Origin of the sequence: Rickettsia endosymbiont of Polydrusus tereticollis, from assembly GCF_964026385.1 — a bacterium.
GTDB lineage: Bacteria > Pseudomonadota > Alphaproteobacteria > Rickettsiales > Rickettsiaceae > Rickettsia.
This window is the reverse complement of record NZ_OZ032142.1, coordinates 1,092,714-1,108,435: the sequence shown is the minus strand read 5'-3', so window position 1 is coordinate 1,108,435 and position 15,722 is coordinate 1,092,714. Positions and strand designations below refer to the sequence as shown.

The window sequence follows — 15,722 nt, the reverse complement described above, 5'->3', positions numbered from 1 at the left end:
AATTTAAAAAGCAAGTTGATCAACTTGATATTGCAGTGCTACCTCTTTACCACAAAAAGCCATAGAGACTTTGATAACTTTTTGAACATGACTATGTTCTTTTATTTTCGTATCATATTGTAGGTTGTTAATTTGAGCAAGTCCTGATTTTGCGACTAGTTCTAACTCTTCCTCTTTTTTTGCTATTTTATATTCTATAATAATTGCATTATTGTTTCGATCCATTTTAGGAATTAATACTATATCCGCCCTGCCCTTACCTGTTTCTTTCTCACTATCTATTATGTGACTAACTGCTAGCATATTCATTAAGCCTAACATAAACCCACTATAAAATAACTCAGCTTTTGCCTCACCGGTTTGATAAAAGCTAGTACTATTTCGTAATAATCTTTGTAGTTCTTCTTTAAATTCTTCTACTTGACCACTAGCTAACAAGCTAATAAAAGAATAATATCTAGAACTATCAATTTTTAACTTGTTAGTTACCCATTGTAGTACCCTTGTTTTATATATATGCCTTACTTCTTTATTAGGAACAGATAATTCATATATATTTTCTTCTAATTCTTTAGCAACCGGATTTAAATAACCACTAAATAATAATAGGCTAAATAGTCCTATCGGTTTTTCTATATCAGTAAAACTTATTTGTTTAGTAATCGGTGATACTAGTATAGCATTTCCTCAGTGCTAATTTTGCGAGGCTTATTATAATCAGCCCGTTGAATAGAACGTGGTTTACTGTAGTTTTTTATTGCTCTTCTTACTGTGGAAAATGAAACATTAAAAGTTTGTGCAGCTTCTTTAATGAGTCGATTTCTATCAGGAGGTTTCGCAGACAAGTTTGCAAGTTGATGATATAAACCCACTATTACTTCAGTAGGAAGTGGCTTTTTTATCATTTTATGCCACCTGTTTTAAAGGAATTGGTTGAATCTTTGTAAGTCCTCGCTTTTTGAGCCAATAATGCAAATTAGCTTCTGTGCTACCATAACGCATAGCAATAAACTTCTGTGTTGTTCCGTTAACCAGTAAAGCCTCAATCTCAGGACGGTAAATATCTAATTTGCTTTTACCTACTCCACATGGACGACCTAAACGTAGCCCGGCATCTTTGCGTACTCGTAAAGCTTCACTAGTACGTTTAGAAATCAAATCCCGCTCTATTTCTGAAGCCATGGAAAATGCCATCGCAACAATTTTACTTTGAATAGTATTATCTAATTGCCAGTTACCTTTAACAGAATAAATAGCAATACCTTTTTGAGTAGCAATTGATAAAATTTCCATACATTCCAGCATACTACGACCTAACCGCGATAGTTCACTAACAATGATTTTATCACCACTCTGCAGCTCATTCAAAATAGAAGCTATTTTACGTTTACGCCAACTAATTTTACCAGAGATAATTTCTTCCACAAAATGGACTTTACCTAAATTTCTCTCATTAGCTAAATGTAAGATAGCGGCTTTATTTTTTTTGAGATCTTGATCAATTGTTGACACTCGTAAATATGCTATTGTTTTGGTCATGACATTATTTATTTAAGCTAAAAATCCATATTAAAAGAAAAGTCAATTTTTGCTTAAATTTTATAATAATTCTTATTAAAATAGCAATGATTTTATCTTAATTTCTATTATAAAAATAACGACCGTTTTCATTTAATAATTTACTCTTAAGAAAGACGTATAAACCAAAATTTACAAACCTGATAATGTCAAATAATGTGAGCCGGCGGAAAATATAGAAGCGGTTAATTTGAGCCAAAGAATTTTCAGAGTCAATTAAATCGAGCCGAGTTGAATTTTGAAAGTCATTTAATTTGAGCCGGTTGTTGCCGATAAAAGCAAGCCAAGCTCATTTCGAAAGCAAGCCGCTACACTTTACTTACTAAAACTGTATCTATTAATTCTTTAATCTCATTTACTTGTTTAGAAAAATTTTCTAAATTTGCTGCTAATTTTTTTTCATAATTGAAAATTTTTGTTTCTATTGAATTCATAAAAATATTTTCCCTATTTTTAGTTGGTGCCCTAACCCGGATATTGCATGAGATATAGGAGACAAAATCCTCGTAAAGCTGTATAATACTGGTATTTCATTAGAATAATACAAAGGATTTTGTCATGACAAATTGTATAGCATATAGTTACCAGTTTTCCAAAGTAAAAAATCGGACAATAGAGATAAATTTCACTGGAGGTGATATTAGTAGCGATGGAGGTGTGTTGTTATTAAGAGAAGCAGATAAAAGGCTTGGTATAACAGAGGAGCTTGCTAAAATATTTCCTGATAGACGAGATGGTAGTAAAATTACCCATAATATGGCAACAATGCTGAGGCAACGAATTTATGGTATTGCATTAGGTTATGAAGATTTAAATGACCACAATTATCTACGAAAATGTCCTGCTATGCAAACAGCTATGGAAACAATTGATGATATGGCAAGTAGTTCTACCTTATGTCGTATAGAAAACAATGCTGATAGACACTTTGCAATTAAAGTGCATGAACTAATGCTTGATAAATTTATTAAGTCTCATAAAATAGTACCAAAGCAGCTAATACTTGATTTTGATGCTACGGATGATGAAATTCATGGGCAACAGGAAGGTAAGTTTTATCATGGTTATTACGGTCATAATTGCTTTTTACCTTTGTATGTTTTTTGTGGAAAGCATCTGTTAGTTAGTTATCTTAGGACGTCAAAGCAGGATCAAGCAAAACATTCTTGGGCAATATTATCATTGTTAGTAAAACGTTTTCGCCAAGCTTGGCCAGAGGTAAAGATTATTTTTCGTGGTGATAGTGGATTTTGTCGTCATCAGATGTTTGATTGGTGTGATATTCATAATATAAAATATATTGTAGGAATGCCCCAAAATAACAGACTAAATGAGTTACTGAAACCTACAATGGAGAAGTCAAAAGCAGCATTTATTATAACCCAAGAAAAGCAACGTCTTTTTAGTGAGTTTCCATATAAGGCTGGTAGTTGGAGTCATGAACGTAGAATAATTGGTAAGGCAGAAATGACAATGCTTGGAGAAAATCCAAGGTATATAGTAACTAATTTATCAGATAAACCTGAAGATTTATACGACAAAGTTTACTGTGGTCGTGGTGATATGGAAAACCGTATAAAAGAGCAACAACTAGAATTATTTGCAGATCGTACTTCTTGTCATAGATGGTGGGCTAATCAGCTCAGAATGATTTTATCGGGTCTTGCATACACTTTAGTAGAATATATCAGAGGTAATTTATTACAAGGTAGTGCATTAGCAAAAGCACAAATAGGTACAATACGTTTAAAATTATTAAAAATTGGGGTAGTAATTATCCGTAATACTAGGCGTATTAAGTTTTTGTTATCTTCATCATATCCTTACCGACAGGTATGGAATCATGTGATGAAGAAATTAGCATTAGAATAACCTAGATTAGCACTGTTCCCGGTGCTTAGAAAAAATGGGGTAAGGGGCATTACATCTAAAATTTGAAAATAACGGCTTCAAAGCACTTTTTGGCAAAATTTTTACAAAAGTATCATTGCTAATATTATAAATTACTCAATTTCTTACTTTAAATCTCACTTCATGCAATATCCGGGCTAATACTTGATTTTGATGCTACGGATGATGAAATTCATGGGCAACAGGAAGGTAAGTTTTATCATGGTTATTACGGTCATAATTGCTTTTTACCTTTGTATGTTTTTTGTGGAAAGCATCTGTTAGTTAGTTATCTTAGGACGTCAAAGCAGGATCAAGCAAAACATTCTTGGGCAATATTATCATTGTTAGTAAAACGTTTTCGCCAAGCTTGGCCAGAGGTAAAGATTATTTTTCGTGGTGATAGTGGATTTTGTCGTCATCAGATGTTTGATTGGTGTGATATTCATAATATAAAATATATTGTAGGAATGCCCCAAAATAACAGACTAAATGAGTTACTGAAACCTACAATGGAGAAGTCAAAAGCAGCATTTATTATAACCCAAGAAAAGCAACGTCTTTTTAGTGAGTTTCCATATAAGGCTGGTAGTTGGAGTCATGAACGTAGAATAATTGGTAAGGCAGAAATGACAATGCTTGGAGAAAATCCAAGGTATATAGTAACTAATTTATCAGATAAACCTGAAGATTTATACGACAAAGTTTACTGTGGTCGTGGTGATATGGAAAACCGTATAAAAGAGCAACAACTAGAATTATTTGTAGATCGTACTTCTTGTCATAGATGGTGGGCTAATCAGCTCAGAATGATTTTATCGGGTCTTGCATACACTTTAGTAGAATATATCAGAGGTAATTTATTACAAGGTAGTGCATTAGCAAAAGCACAAATAGGTACAATACGTTTAAAATTATTAAAAATTGGGGTAGTAATTATCCGTAATACTAGGCGTATTAAGTTTTTGTTATCTTCATCATATCCTTACCGACAGGTATGGAATCATGTGATGAAGAAATTAGCATTAGAATAACCTAGATTAGCACTGTTCCCGGTGCTTAGAAAAAATGGGGTAAGGGGCATTACATCTAAAATTTGAAAATAACGGCTTCAAAGCACTTTTTGGCAAAATTTTTACAAAAGTATCATTGCTAATATTATAAATTACTCAATTTCTTACTTTAAATCTCACTTCATGCAATATCCGGGTTAAGAGCATCAGCGAGTAGTCTAGCCCCTTCGTCCCCTATTTTGCTATATCCAATATCAAGCAAAGTAATAGAATTATTAATTTTAAGAGCATCAGCAAATACTCTAATCCCTTCATCCCCTATTTGGTTCCAACCAATATCAAGCGAAGCAATAGAAGAATTAGTTTTAAGAGCGTCAGCGAGTACTTTTGCCCCTTCAGCCTCTATTTGGTTATGTCCAAGGTCAAGCGAAGTGGCATCGTTTCTTAAACTCTCGGCTTTTTGTTTTAGTCCTCTTTTTTCTAAAAACTCTATTAATAGCTCATTTGACGTTTTCGTTGTTGTTAACTTAGCTTGCGTAAACATAACTGCCTCTTTGCTTAATTTTATTAAAATTTATTAATTATAAGTTAACCTTTATATTTGCTAAAATAATTACAAGTATCTCGGTAACAAGTCAAATAAAAAAAATAAGGAAAGGTTAAAAAATTAAAGATTAGGTTTCAGTACGGGTTAGTTTAATTTAAATACTCAGCTGGTGGTTTCTTTAAGAAACAGCCCGTAAAGTTCGGGATATTCGGCTTTGAAAACCGGAAGGTCGAGGCTGCAACGTGTGCAGTTTTTCCATGAGATGACGGGTTTGTCGTTAATGGTTAAGGTGGTACGTAACCCCATATAATCCTTAACGATATCTTGCAGGTCTTCCTCTTTTGCAAACAACATCTGCTTTAGCTCTTGTAGCTTGTGGAGGTCTTGGACTATGTTGGCTATTTCTTTCGTAGCTTCAATTATATTGTCATCTATATTTGTTTGTGGTTCTTGCAGCTTATCCGCCATATCAAGTGGCATTATTGCACTGCATGAATCAATTGAGGCTTCTTGTGCTTCTTCTAACAATCTATCCATAGTTTTAACGTTGTCAATCATGTCATTTGTTTATTCCTAAAACAGGAGTGACGCCTTTGAACCTACCAAACAAGCCCTTTATCGATGCGGCAATAATACCTGTTATGCTATTGCCGTAATGCTTACTATCGTCTTTATTGTCTTGCATATTGTCCCTAGTTATCACTCTTCTTAAAAACGATATAAGGAATAATATGTTAACGATTATCAGCAGTTTAATAGGCTTCCTGGGTAGCTTTGTGCCGGAAATTTTAAATTTCGTTAAGGACAAGAAGGATAAGGAACACGAGTCGCTATAATTTTAAAAAGAGTAATGGTAACATAGATTTAAAAGGGATGCTTAATATATTAGAAGTATAAGTTGCGTATGACCTTATGGAAAAAAGGATAAAAAATAAACTCGTTAAACAACTAAATCTTCCGTAAAAGTAGGAAGGAGTGCAAAAGCTAAGCTATTATCAGCAAACTTTTGGTCTATAAAGCTATATTTTATTCTTTTGGTTGTCAATATTAACTACTTTAAAAATAGCAGGTTTTTACCAAGGTGTATAAAAAAATAAAAATCTCTTGAAGCCTTATAGAATAAAGGACTTTAACCCGGATATTGCATGAGATATAGGAGACAAAATCCTCGTAAAGCTGTATAATACTGGTATTTCATTAGAATAATACAAAGGATTTTGTCATGACAAATTGTATAGCATATAGTTACCAGTTTTCCAAAGTAAAAAATCGGACAATAGAGATAAATTTCACTGGAGGTGATATTAGTAGCGATGGAGGTGTGTTGTTATTAAGAGAAGCAGATAAAAGGCTTGGTATAACAGAGGAGCTTGCTAAAATATTTCCTGATAGACGAGATGGTAGTAAAATTACCCATAATATGGCAACAATGCTGAGGCAACGAATTTATGGTATTGCATTAGGTTATGAAGATTTAAATGACCACAATTATCTACGAAAATGTCCTGCTATGCAAACAGCTATGGAAACAATTGATGATATGGCAAGTAGTTCTACCTTATGTCGTATAGAAAACAATGCTGATAGACACTTTGCAATTAAAGTGCATGAACTAATGCTTGATAAATTTATTAAGTCTCATAAAATAGTACCAAAGCAGCTAATACTTGATTTTGATGCTACGGATGATGAAATTCATGGGCAACAGGAAGGTAAGTTTTATCATGGTTATTACGGTCATAATTGCTTTTTACCTTTGTATGTTTTTTGTGGAAAGCATCTGTTAGTTAGTTATCTTAGGACGTCAAAGCAGGATCAAGCAAAACATTCTTGGGCAATATTATCATTGTTAGTAAAACGTTTTCGCCAAGCTTGGCCAGAGGTAAAGATTATTTTTCGTGGTGATAGTGGATTTTGTCGTCATCAGATGTTTGATTGGTGTGATATTCATAATATAAAATATATTGTAGGAATGCCCCAAAATAACAGACTAAATGAGTTACTGAAACCTACAATGGAGAAGTCAAAAGCAGCATTTATTATAACCCAAGAAAAGCAACGTCTTTTTAGTGAGTTTCCATATAAGGCTGGTAGTTGGAGTCATGAACGTAGAATAATTGGTAAGGCAGAAATGACAATGCTTGGAGAAAATCCAAGGTATATAGTAACTAATTTATCAGATAAACCTGAAGATTTATACGACAAAGTTTACTGTGGTCGTGGTGATATGGAAAACCGTATAAAAGAGCAACAACTAGAATTATTTGCAGATCGTACTTCTTGTCATAGATGGTGGGCTAATCAGCTCAGAATGATTTTATCGGGTCTTGCATACACTTTAGTAGAATATATCAGAGGTAATTTATTACAAGGTAGTGCATTAGCAAAAGCACAAATAGGTACAATACGTTTAAAATTATTAAAAATTGGGGTAGTAATTATCCGTAATACTAGGCGTATTAAGTTTTTGTTATCTTCATCATATCCTTACCGACAGGTATGGAATCATGTGATGAAGAAATTAGCATTAGAATAACCTAGATTAGCACTGTTCCCGGTGCTTAGAAAAAATGGGGTAAGGGGCATTACATCTAAAATTTGAAAATAACGGCTTCAAAGCACTTTTTGGCAAAATTTTTACAAAAGTATCATTGCTAATATTATAAATTACTCAATTTCTTACTTTAAATCTCACTTCATGCAATATCCGGGTTAACAAAATAAAACAGCAAAAATGGGTCTTCTTCCACTAGACCACTTATATATAGGTTGTTAATACTTCCTAATTTTAAAGCTTTAAATACCTTGACTATAATAATATGTATATTATTATAGTTATAACCATATTAATGTGTACGTTATAATAGTTACAATAAATATATGAAAAGAATTTATGAATCAGTAATAAAAAATCATTTACAAGAAAATAAGCAGATGGTCTTTATAGAAGGAGCACGTCAAGTTGGCAAGACTACGTTGGCTAAAAAAATAAAGAATAAGAATTATTATTTAAACTGGGATGAAGAAAAAGCTCGGATGATAGTTTTTAAAGGAACACAGGAGGTAGCAGATTTCATAAATTTACATATTCCAAGTCGAGATAACCCAATTATTATCTTTGATGAATTACATAAATTCTCAAAGTGGCAAACTTTTCTAAAAGGATTTTACGATGTTTATGGGACTCAAACTCACATTATAGTTACTGGTAGCTCAAAGCTTGGAGTATATAAAAAAGGTGGTGATAGTATGATGGGTAGATATTTCCCATATCGCATGCACCCTTTATCAGTTGCAGAAATAATAGAAAATTTTAATGATTTAGCTAAAGATATAAATTTGCCGAAGGAAATATCTGAGGAGCAGCTTGAATCCTTATTTAAATTTGGTGGCTTTCCTGATCCTTACCTTAAGGGATCCTCAACATTTTGGCATAGATGGAAAAAAACTAAAAATACTCAACTCTTTAAAGAAGATATTAGAGAGTTAACACAAATCCAAGAATTATCTCAAATGGAAGTCTTAGGAAGTTTCTTGACATCTTCTATAGGAGGACTAACATCGTATAGCTCTCTTGCAAATAAAATTAAAGTATCAACCCCAACCATTACTAGATGGCTTGAATCCTTTGAGTCATTTTTTTATAGCTATCGTATTTATCCATGGTCAAACAACATACCACGAAGCTTAATAAAAGAGCCAAAAATATATTTATGGGATTGGTCTCTTGTAGAGGATATAGGAGCAAAATATGAAAATTTTATTGCAAGTCACTTATTAAAATTTTGTCATTTTTGGAGTGATTTAGGGTTTGGAGAATATGAATTATATTTTGTTCGAGATAAACAAAAAAAAGAAGTAGATTTTTTAGTAGCAAAAGATAAAAAACCATGGATGCTAGTTGAAGCTAAAACTTCTCTAAATCAAGGATTAAATCCAAATTTGGGATATTTTCAAGAACATTTAAAGTGTCCTTTTGCTTTTCAAGTAATACTTGATATGGAATATAAAGAAATTGACTGTTTCAGTTATAATTATCCTGTAATTGTGCCGGCAAAGACTTTCTTATCACAATTAGTTTAAATAAAAAGCTATTCTTTGAAGTTAATCCCAGCTTTTCCTTTAGCACAGCATTTTCTAATCTTAACCCGGATATTGCATGAGATATAGGAGACAAAATCCTCGTAAAGCTGTATAATACTGGTATTTCATTAGAATAATACAAAGGATTTTGTCATGACAAATTGTATAGCATATAGTTACCAGTTTTCCAAAGTAAAAAATCGGACAATAGAGATAAATTTCACTGGAGGTGATATTAGTAGCGATGGAGGTGTGTTGTTATTAAGAGAAGCAGATAAAAGGCTTGGTATAACAGAGGAGCTTGCTAAAATATTTCCTGATAGACGAGATGGTAGTAAAATTACCCATAATATGGCAACAATGCTGAGGCAACGAATTTATGGTATTGCATTAGGTTATGAAGATTTAAATGACCACAATTATCTACGAAAATGTCCTGCTATGCAAACAGCTATGGAAACAATTGATGATATGGCAAGTAGTTCTACCTTATGTCGTATAGAAAACAATGCTGATAGACACTTTGCAATTAAAGTGCATGAACTAATGCTTGATAAATTTATTAAGTCTCATAAAATAGTACCAAAGCAGCTAATACTTGATTTTGATGCTACGGATGATGAAATTCATGGGCAACAGGAAGGTAAGTTTTATCATGGTTATTACGGTCATAATTGCTTTTTACCTTTGTATGTTTTTTGTGGAAAGCATCTGTTAGTTAGTTATCTTAGGACGTCAAAGCAGGATCAAGCAAAACATTCTTGGGCAATATTATCATTGTTAGTAAAACGTTTTCGCCAAGCTTGGCCAGAGGTAAAGATTATTTTTCGTGGTGATAGTGGATTTTGTCGTCATCAGATGTTTGATTGGTGTGATATTCATAATATAAAATATATTGTAGGAATGCCCCAAAATAACAGACTAAATGAGTTACTGAAACCTACAATGGAGAAGTCAAAAGCAGCATTTATTATAACCCAAGAAAAGCAACGTCTTTTTAGTGAGTTTCCATATAAGGCTGGTAGTTGGAGTCATGAACGTAGAATAATTGGTAAGGCAGAAATGACAATGCTTGGAGAAAATCCAAGGTATATAGTAACTAATTTATCAGATAAACCTGAAGATTTATACGACAAAGTTTACTGTGGTCGTGGTGATATGGAAAACCGTATAAAAGAGCAACAACTAGAATTATTTGCAGATCGTACTTCTTGTCATAGATGGTGGGCTAATCAGCTCAGAATGATTTTATCGGGTCTTGCATACACTTTAGTAGAATATATCAGAGGTAATTTATTACAAGGTAGTGCATTAGCAAAAGCACAAATAGGTACAATACGTTTAAAATTATTAAAAATTGGGGTAGTAATTATCCGTAATACTAGGCGTATTAAGTTTTTGTTATCTTCATCATATCCTTACCGACAGGTATGGAATCATGTGATGAAGAAATTAGCATTAGAATAACCTAGATTAGCACTGTTCCCGGTGCTTAGAAAAAATGGGGTAAGGGGCATTACATCTAAAATTTGAAAATAACGGCTTCAAAGCACTTTTTGGCAAAATTTTTACAAAAGTATCATTGCTAATATTATAAATTACTCAATTTCTTACTTTAAATCTCACTTCATGCAATATCCGGGTTAAAGCCTCATTCTCAGACTTTAAAACCATCATCTCTTCTCCTAATCTTTCTATTATTTCTTCTAACTTACTCATTAAGTTATAAATTATTTTATATGTTTCTTCTTTAAAGCCAGGCATCGTATAATATTATTAACGGCTCCCTGCAGTTTTGTGTCACGAATTTTCATGAAATTACCTGATACTTCCATACACAAACGCTGTTGTATAGTCATAGCATGTAGCGGGTTATCTACTTCCAATTCCTTGTAAAAATAATCAACATTTTCCTCTAGGACTTTGGCAATAAGAACTAGCCTACCGACAGAAAGCCTATTTATTCCTTTTTCATATTTGTGTAGTTGTTGAGGCGTCACGTCTATTAATTCTGCAAGTTTGATACAGGATAACCCTTTTTTCTGCCTTAAGGAGCTGATTTTTTTGCCAATCAATTTATTTTATATAGTCATTTGCTCTTGCCATTTATAGTGTCGTATTATAGTTATTATAAATAGATCATGGGTTTAGTCCTAGCAGCAATATAAATACTCTTAACAAATTTTTAGAAACTGTCTATAATTAAATGACTTATTATAAGTCATATTGATTCGCAAACCATATAGGATCATGAACCAACAAGGCATTCTTATCTACCTTTAGTTAGGAATATCACTAATTTAGCTTATGTTGTTCTAGCATTTTTGTTTTTGTAATTTATCTTTAATATCCATAAATTTTTCTAAAGCTTTTTCAGCTTCTGAATTATACCCTAAGTTTTTCAAAGCTTCCGATTTCCAATAATAAGCTTCAACTGAACCTATATAAGAAGTAAATAAAAACTGACCTTCTAAATCAACTATGCTTGTTTGGGTACAAGTAATTGCTGCAAGTTTTAATTTTACCGCTTCCTGCCATTTATTTACAAAATTACTAGACACTTTAGCAATGCCATTACTCTCTACCCAACCTATAACATCCGATACCATTATTAGTGACCAATTTTTATCTTTTATAGTACCTATAATGTAAAGAGGAGTTCCAGCCCAAACAGATGACATTTGTAGGTTATCAAATGGATATCCTTGCCCAGCTATTTTATTGCTGTAAAAATTCACATCATTTGTTGGAAGGTCTCGTACATACAAATTACTAACAGCAATAGCTCTATTATCAGGACTATAGTTTAAATTACCAAATGGAGTTATATTGATGTTGTCGGTAATTTTATCAGCCCAAGCTGGAGTATAAGGTCGGAAGTTCTCTCCATAGCTGATTTCCTTACCTGTCTTACCTCTATTATTAAATTTGATACTCTCATCTTTTATAATAGTTACTATACCTCCTGATGAAGTTTTATGTAAAACCTTGTTTACATAATTTTTGTTCCAAGGAGATAGCTCACCATAAACATGCTCATAAAACAATTTAAAATGTTTTTGTTGTATATCGGTATTTAATAATGGGGTATTATAATGAGGATCATCAGGATTAATCCATTGAGTAATATTTTGACTATAATTATCCAGCGGAAATAATGAAAGAACTCCTTGATTAGCTTCCTGTTGAGGTATATTTTTATTCTTTGTAGAATCGCAACTTGTTAGAAGCCATGTAACGGATATTAATAAACTGATATATTTTTGCATATTTAAAGTAGTAATTAAACTATTAATTGTTACCAACAATAACTATAATTTTTATTAATACCACTGAAAACTAAACAAATCACGATTTGCAATTATTCTTTATATGAAGCGTAAAATATGACTAGCTCTTAAAGTAAGGATTATTGATGAATTTTTAAAAGTCATCTACTTTTTCTCTCATAAAATTTGTTCTTTCTCTCTATTTGCAATGGGATTAAATTTTTAGTCATTTAGTAATTATAATTACTCGGTTTAAGTAGCCAAAAAGTTACAGAAGTTACAGTTTATTAAATAGTATTACTTTCTATTTACTTTATATTTGAAACTGCCCGCCTTGTAGTTTAACCTAATAAATAATACTTAATTTACTTTCACAATAAATACTCATCTAGTTTACCTCCTAGTTAAGTACAATATTGCAAAGGTTGTAATGAATTTCTGTGGTGGTTTCAGCTTAATTATAGCTACACAGCAGATTTATGGTTATACACCTTGCTATTACTTAAAAAGGAGCGGTCTCATGAAAGGTCTATCATTAGAAATTCTCACATTTATTGTCATCAAAAAGCCTTTGAATAGTTTTGCAACAGATAATTTAATCATTTTAATGAATTAGTAAAAACTATTAATGTTGTGTTGCAAAAATAAAACATAACTTGAAAAAATGTTAAAAATTTAGTAATATATTAATAATTCTAAAGCAAAAACATTGATTTAGAAGAATACACAAACCATTAATTTTCTTTTCAATAATAGAAGGCTTTGTTTCCATGATTACGCAATCAAATATTTACTTAAAGATAAAGTGGACTATTCTTCTTAAAACTATTATTGAAAAATATATATAAAATAATCTATAAATAACCAATAGGAGGAAATATGAATCAAAAGATAACTAAGCTTATTACGCAATCTATTAATACACTAAAAACCACATTATCAGTTGATGAATTGGCTAAAATTAAGGCAACGCTAACCAGTATATATTATAGTAAAATTTCCACATCAGGGGGTTGGCACAAAATTAAAACTGAAGAGCAAATTAGTGCTGACAAACTAAAGTTAATTGAATATCCATTTTATTATATTGGTTCTTTAAGTTCTAATCCTCCGAGAGGGCCCATAAAAATATTACGCGATGCTTACAGTGAAGATATCACCTCTCCTGATGAAAGGCCTTTTGTGGGGTATCAATGGGAAGTAATGGGTTATGTACATGATCAGGTAGATGAAGCATTTTAAATTTAAGTCGCAGAGCTGTAAAGACGCAAAACTCTAATTATTAGTACAAAACAGCAAGCGTAGGTATATCTATAGTACCGAACAGTTTTTAAAAAAACCTCGTCATTACGAAGAGGTTATGTAATAACCGACGTGGCAATCTTATGAGATAAAACTCCAGCGATTGCCGCCACCACTTCATGGTCCTGCAATGACGCATAGCTAAAACTGTCCGGTACATAAGGTATATCAGGAGACAAAAAGCTAAAATAAAAAAAGGCAGTAAATATTAATGTTAACCACACCTTACTGAGCTAACATAAACCAAGTATAAATGTGAGATAATAGAATGAAGGATAAAAAAAATATAAAAGATTTTGAAAATGCGATGGCAGGGCAAAATATTGACATATTAGAAAAGCTTCAAAAAGCACAAGAGGAAAAACTTAAGAACGCACAAGAGAAAGGACTTGAAGAAGGGCAAAAGCAAAAACTTGAAGAACACAAAAAGCGATTAAAAAACCGAACCATTATGAATGAGAAGTTCTTGGAAAAACTGGTTGAATACCAACGCATAACCAAAGAAACTGCTCAGGAAATAGAACAGATAATTAAAAACGATAGTTTTTTACACAAAGCTTATACTACGGATCGTTTATTTATTAGTACAGCTACTAGAATTGGTGTCGAAACTATTTTAAGCTCCTATGAACAAGAGAGCAGAGACGACATAAAAAAGAACAATAAACTCACAAAAGAGAAAAAGGAGGAGGAAATAAGTGATCTAGCCCGGATATTGCATGAAGTGAGATTTAAAGTAAGAAATTGAGTAATTTATAATATTAGCAATGATACTTTTGTAAAAATTTTGCCAAAAAGTGCTTTGAAGCCGTTATTTTCAAATTTTAGATGTAATGCCCCTTACCCCATTTTTTCTAAGCACCGGGAACAGTGCTAATCTAGGTTATTCTAATGCTAATTTCTTCATCACATGATTCCATACCTGTCGGTAAGGATATGATGAAGATAACAAAAACTTAATACGCCTAGTATTACGGATAATTACTACCCCAATTTTTAATAATTTTAAACGTATTGTACCTATTTGTGCTTTTGCTAATGCACTACCTTGTAATAAATTACCTCTGATATATTCTACTAAAGTGTATGCAAGACCCGATAAAATCATTCTGAGCTGATTAGCCCACCATCTATGACAAGAAGTACGATCTGCAAATAATTCTAGTTGTTGCTCTTTTATACGGTTTTCCATATCACCACGACCACAGTAAACTTTGTCGTATAAATCTTCAGGTTTATCTGATAAATTAGTTACTATATACCTTGGATTTTCTCCAAGCATTGTCATTTCTGCCTTACCAATTATTCTACGTTCATGACTCCAACTACCAGCCTTATATGGAAACTCACTAAAAAGACGTTGCTTTTCTTGGGTTATAATAAATGCTGCTTTTGACTTCTCCATTGTAGGTTTCAGTAACTCATTTAGTCTGTTATTTTGGGGCATTCCTACAATATATTTTATATTATGAATATCACACCAATCAAACATCTGATGACGACAAAATCCACTATCACCACGAAAAATAATCTTTACCTCTGGCCAAGCTTGGCGAAAACGTTTTACTAACAATGATAATATTGCCCAAGAATGTTTTGCTTGATCCTGCTTTGACGTCCTAAGATAACTAACTAACAGATGCTTTCCACAAAAAACATACAAAGGTAAAAAGCAATTATGACCGTAATAACCATGATAAAACTTACCTTCCTGTTGCCCATGAATTTCATCATCCGTAGCATCAAAATCAAGTATTAGCTGCTTTGGTACTATTTTATGAGACTTAATAAATTTATCAAGCATTAGTTCATGCACTTTAATTGCAAAGTGTCTATCAGCATTGTTTTCTATACGACATAAGGTAGAACTACTTGCCATATCATCAATTGTTTCCATAGCTGTTTGCATAGCAGGACATTTTCGTAGATAATTGTGGTCATTTAAATCTTCATAACCTAATGCAATACCATAAATTCGTTGCCTCAGCATTGTTGCCATATTATGGGTAATTTTACTACCATCTCGTCTATCAGGAAATA

At 32.3% G+C, this 15,722-nt stretch carries 18 protein-coding genes; 7 read left to right on the top strand and 11 right to left on the bottom strand.

Annotated elements, in window-relative coordinates; genetic code table 11:
- Positions 1-3 precede the first annotated feature (3 nt).
- The 4 genes from AAGD48_RS05350 to AAGD48_RS05335 all read right to left on the bottom strand — a co-directional run bounded on the left by AAGD48_RS05350 (position 4) and on the right by AAGD48_RS05335 (position 2,012).
- On the bottom strand, positions 4-438 hold the full coding sequence (locus AAGD48_RS05350) for a PD-(D/E)XK nuclease domain-containing protein (protein WP_341789291.1): 435 nt from the start codon (positions 436-438) through the stop codon (positions 4-6).
- 233 nt (positions 439-671) lie between these two features.
- The gene (locus tag AAGD48_RS05345) at positions 672-905 is read right to left on the bottom strand and encodes a hypothetical protein (RefSeq protein WP_341789290.1); all 234 of its coding nucleotides are present in this window, start codon (positions 903-905) and stop codon (positions 672-674) included.
- Between the two features lies 1 nt (position 906).
- A complete protein-coding gene (locus AAGD48_RS05340; RefSeq protein ID WP_341789289.1) occupies positions 907-1,539 on the bottom strand; it encodes a recombinase family protein in 633 nt (210 codons plus the stop codon).
- A 347-nt stretch (positions 1,540-1,886) separates the two neighbouring features.
- Complete coding sequence (locus AAGD48_RS05335; RefSeq protein WP_341789288.1) at positions 1,887-2,012, bottom strand: hypothetical protein; 126 nt, start codon at positions 2,010-2,012, stop codon at positions 1,887-1,889.
- A gap of 124 nt (positions 2,013-2,136) precedes the next feature.
- On the opposite strand from AAGD48_RS05335, the gene AAGD48_RS05330 reads away from it, so the two are divergent.
- Together AAGD48_RS05330 and AAGD48_RS05325 are read left to right on the top strand one after the other, a co-directional pair.
- A complete protein-coding gene (locus tag AAGD48_RS05330; protein WP_341789277.1) occupies positions 2,137-3,450 on the top strand; it encodes an IS1380 family transposase in 1,314 nt (437 codons plus the stop codon).
- A 152-nt stretch (positions 3,451-3,602) separates the two neighbouring features.
- Entirely contained in the window at positions 3,603-4,502 is a 900-nt protein-coding gene (locus AAGD48_RS05325) for an IS1380 family transposase (protein ID WP_341790746.1), read from the top strand.
- Between the two features lie 160 nt (positions 4,503-4,662).
- Here AAGD48_RS05325 and AAGD48_RS05320 read toward each other — a convergent pair whose 3' ends face one another.
- From AAGD48_RS05320 to AAGD48_RS05310, 3 genes are all read right to left on the bottom strand, one after another.
- Positions 4,663-5,025 (bottom strand): hypothetical protein, encoded by a 363-nt coding sequence (locus tag AAGD48_RS05320; RefSeq protein ID WP_341789287.1) that lies wholly within the window; start codon positions 5,023-5,025, stop codon positions 4,663-4,665.
- 165 nt (positions 5,026-5,190) lie between these two features.
- Positions 5,191-5,586 carry a hypothetical protein gene (locus AAGD48_RS05315; RefSeq protein WP_341789286.1) on the bottom strand — a complete coding sequence of 132 codons (396 nt, stop codon included), beginning with the start codon at positions 5,584-5,586 and terminating at the stop codon, positions 5,191-5,193.
- 1 nt (position 5,587) lies between these two features.
- The gene (locus AAGD48_RS05310) at positions 5,588-5,713 is read right to left on the bottom strand and encodes a hypothetical protein (protein WP_341789285.1); all 126 of its coding nucleotides are present in this window, start codon (positions 5,711-5,713) and stop codon (positions 5,588-5,590) included.
- 537 nt (positions 5,714-6,250) lie between these two features.
- On the opposite strand from AAGD48_RS05310, the gene AAGD48_RS05305 reads away from it, so the two are divergent.
- On the top strand, positions 6,251-7,564 hold the full coding sequence (locus tag AAGD48_RS05305) for an IS1380 family transposase (protein ID WP_341789277.1): 1,314 nt from the start codon (positions 6,251-6,253) through the stop codon (positions 7,562-7,564).
- A 344-nt stretch (positions 7,565-7,908) separates the two neighbouring features.
- The gene (locus AAGD48_RS05300) at positions 7,909-9,111 is read left to right on the top strand and encodes an ATP-binding protein (protein WP_341789284.1); all 1,203 of its coding nucleotides are present in this window, start codon (positions 7,909-7,911) and stop codon (positions 9,109-9,111) included.
- Here the strand turns inward: AAGD48_RS05300 and AAGD48_RS05295 are convergent.
- Positions 9,053-9,205, bottom strand: a complete 153-nt coding sequence (locus AAGD48_RS05295) for a hypothetical protein (protein WP_341789283.1) — start codon at positions 9,203-9,205, stop codon at positions 9,053-9,055. The two genes, AAGD48_RS05300 and AAGD48_RS05295, sit on opposite strands and share 59 nt — an antisense overlap.
- A gap of 59 nt (positions 9,206-9,264) precedes the next feature.
- Here AAGD48_RS05295 and AAGD48_RS05290 point away from each other — a divergent pair, with 59 nt between their 5' ends.
- Entirely contained in the window at positions 9,265-10,578 is a 1,314-nt protein-coding gene (locus AAGD48_RS05290; RefSeq protein ID WP_341789277.1) for an IS1380 family transposase, read from the top strand.
- 263 nt (positions 10,579-10,841) lie between these two features.
- Here AAGD48_RS05290 and AAGD48_RS05280 read toward each other — a convergent pair whose 3' ends face one another.
- Together AAGD48_RS05280 and AAGD48_RS05275 are read right to left on the bottom strand one after the other, a co-directional pair.
- Entirely contained in the window at positions 10,842-11,186 is a 345-nt protein-coding gene (locus tag AAGD48_RS05280; protein WP_410526003.1) for a helix-turn-helix domain-containing protein, read from the bottom strand.
- A gap of 240 nt (positions 11,187-11,426) precedes the next feature.
- Complete coding sequence (locus tag AAGD48_RS05275) at positions 11,427-12,380, bottom strand: SH3 domain-containing protein (RefSeq protein WP_341789281.1); 954 nt, start codon at positions 12,378-12,380, stop codon at positions 11,427-11,429.
- 879 nt (positions 12,381-13,259) lie between these two features.
- Here AAGD48_RS05275 and AAGD48_RS05270 point away from each other — a divergent pair.
- Entirely contained in the window at positions 13,260-13,622 is a 363-nt protein-coding gene (locus AAGD48_RS05270; RefSeq protein WP_341789280.1) for a hypothetical protein, read from the top strand.
- 328 nt (positions 13,623-13,950) lie between these two features.
- Positions 13,951-14,430, top strand: a complete 480-nt coding sequence (locus tag AAGD48_RS05265; RefSeq protein ID WP_341789279.1) for a hypothetical protein — start codon at positions 13,951-13,953, stop codon at positions 14,428-14,430.
- Between the two features lie 135 nt (positions 14,431-14,565).
- Here the strand turns inward: AAGD48_RS05265 and AAGD48_RS05260 are convergent, their stop codons facing one another.
- Complete coding sequence (locus AAGD48_RS05260; RefSeq protein ID WP_341789278.1) at positions 14,566-15,681, bottom strand: IS1380 family transposase; 1,116 nt, start codon at positions 15,679-15,681, stop codon at positions 14,566-14,568.
- Positions 15,682-15,722: the final 41 nt, after the last annotated feature.

What these genes read in the sequence shown, in the direction of transcription:
- AAGD48_RS05345 (WP_341789290.1), bottom strand. Translation starts at nt 905, where the DNA reads ATGATAAAAAAGCCACTTCCTACTGAAGTAATAGTGGGTTTATATCAT.
- AAGD48_RS05340 (WP_341789289.1), bottom strand. Translation starts at nt 1,539, where the DNA reads ATGACCAAAACAATAGCATATTTACGAGTGTCAACAATTGATCAAGAT.
- AAGD48_RS05335 (WP_341789288.1), bottom strand. Translation starts at nt 2,012, where the DNA reads ATGAATTCAATAGAAACAAAAATTTTCAATTATGAAAAAAAATTAGCA.
- AAGD48_RS05330 (WP_341789277.1), top strand. Translation starts at nt 2,137, where the DNA reads ATGACAAATTGTATAGCATATAGTTACCAGTTTTCCAAAGTAAAAAAT.
- AAGD48_RS05320 (WP_341789287.1), bottom strand. Translation starts at nt 5,025, where the DNA reads ATGTTTACGCAAGCTAAGTTAACAACAACGAAAACGTCAAATGAGCTA.
- AAGD48_RS05315 (WP_341789286.1), bottom strand. Translation starts at nt 5,586, where the DNA reads ATGATTGACAACGTTAAAACTATGGATAGATTGTTAGAAGAAGCACAA.
- AAGD48_RS05310 (WP_341789285.1), bottom strand. Translation starts at nt 5,713, where the DNA reads ATGCAAGACAATAAAGACGATAGTAAGCATTACGGCAATAGCATAACA.
- AAGD48_RS05305 (WP_341789277.1), top strand. Translation starts at nt 6,251, where the DNA reads ATGACAAATTGTATAGCATATAGTTACCAGTTTTCCAAAGTAAAAAAT.
- AAGD48_RS05300 (WP_341789284.1), top strand. Translation starts at nt 7,909, where the DNA reads ATGAAAAGAATTTATGAATCAGTAATAAAAAATCATTTACAAGAAAAT.
- AAGD48_RS05290 (WP_341789277.1), top strand. Translation starts at nt 9,265, where the DNA reads ATGACAAATTGTATAGCATATAGTTACCAGTTTTCCAAAGTAAAAAAT.
- AAGD48_RS05275 (WP_341789281.1), bottom strand. Translation starts at nt 12,380, where the DNA reads ATGCAAAAATATATCAGTTTATTAATATCCGTTACATGGCTTCTAACA.
- AAGD48_RS05270 (WP_341789280.1), top strand. Translation starts at nt 13,260, where the DNA reads ATGAATCAAAAGATAACTAAGCTTATTACGCAATCTATTAATACACTA.
- AAGD48_RS05265 (WP_341789279.1), top strand. Translation starts at nt 13,951, where the DNA reads ATGAAGGATAAAAAAAATATAAAAGATTTTGAAAATGCGATGGCAGGG.
- AAGD48_RS05260 (WP_341789278.1), bottom strand. Translation starts at nt 15,681, where the DNA reads ATGGCAACAATGCTGAGGCAACGAATTTATGGTATTGCATTAGGTTAT.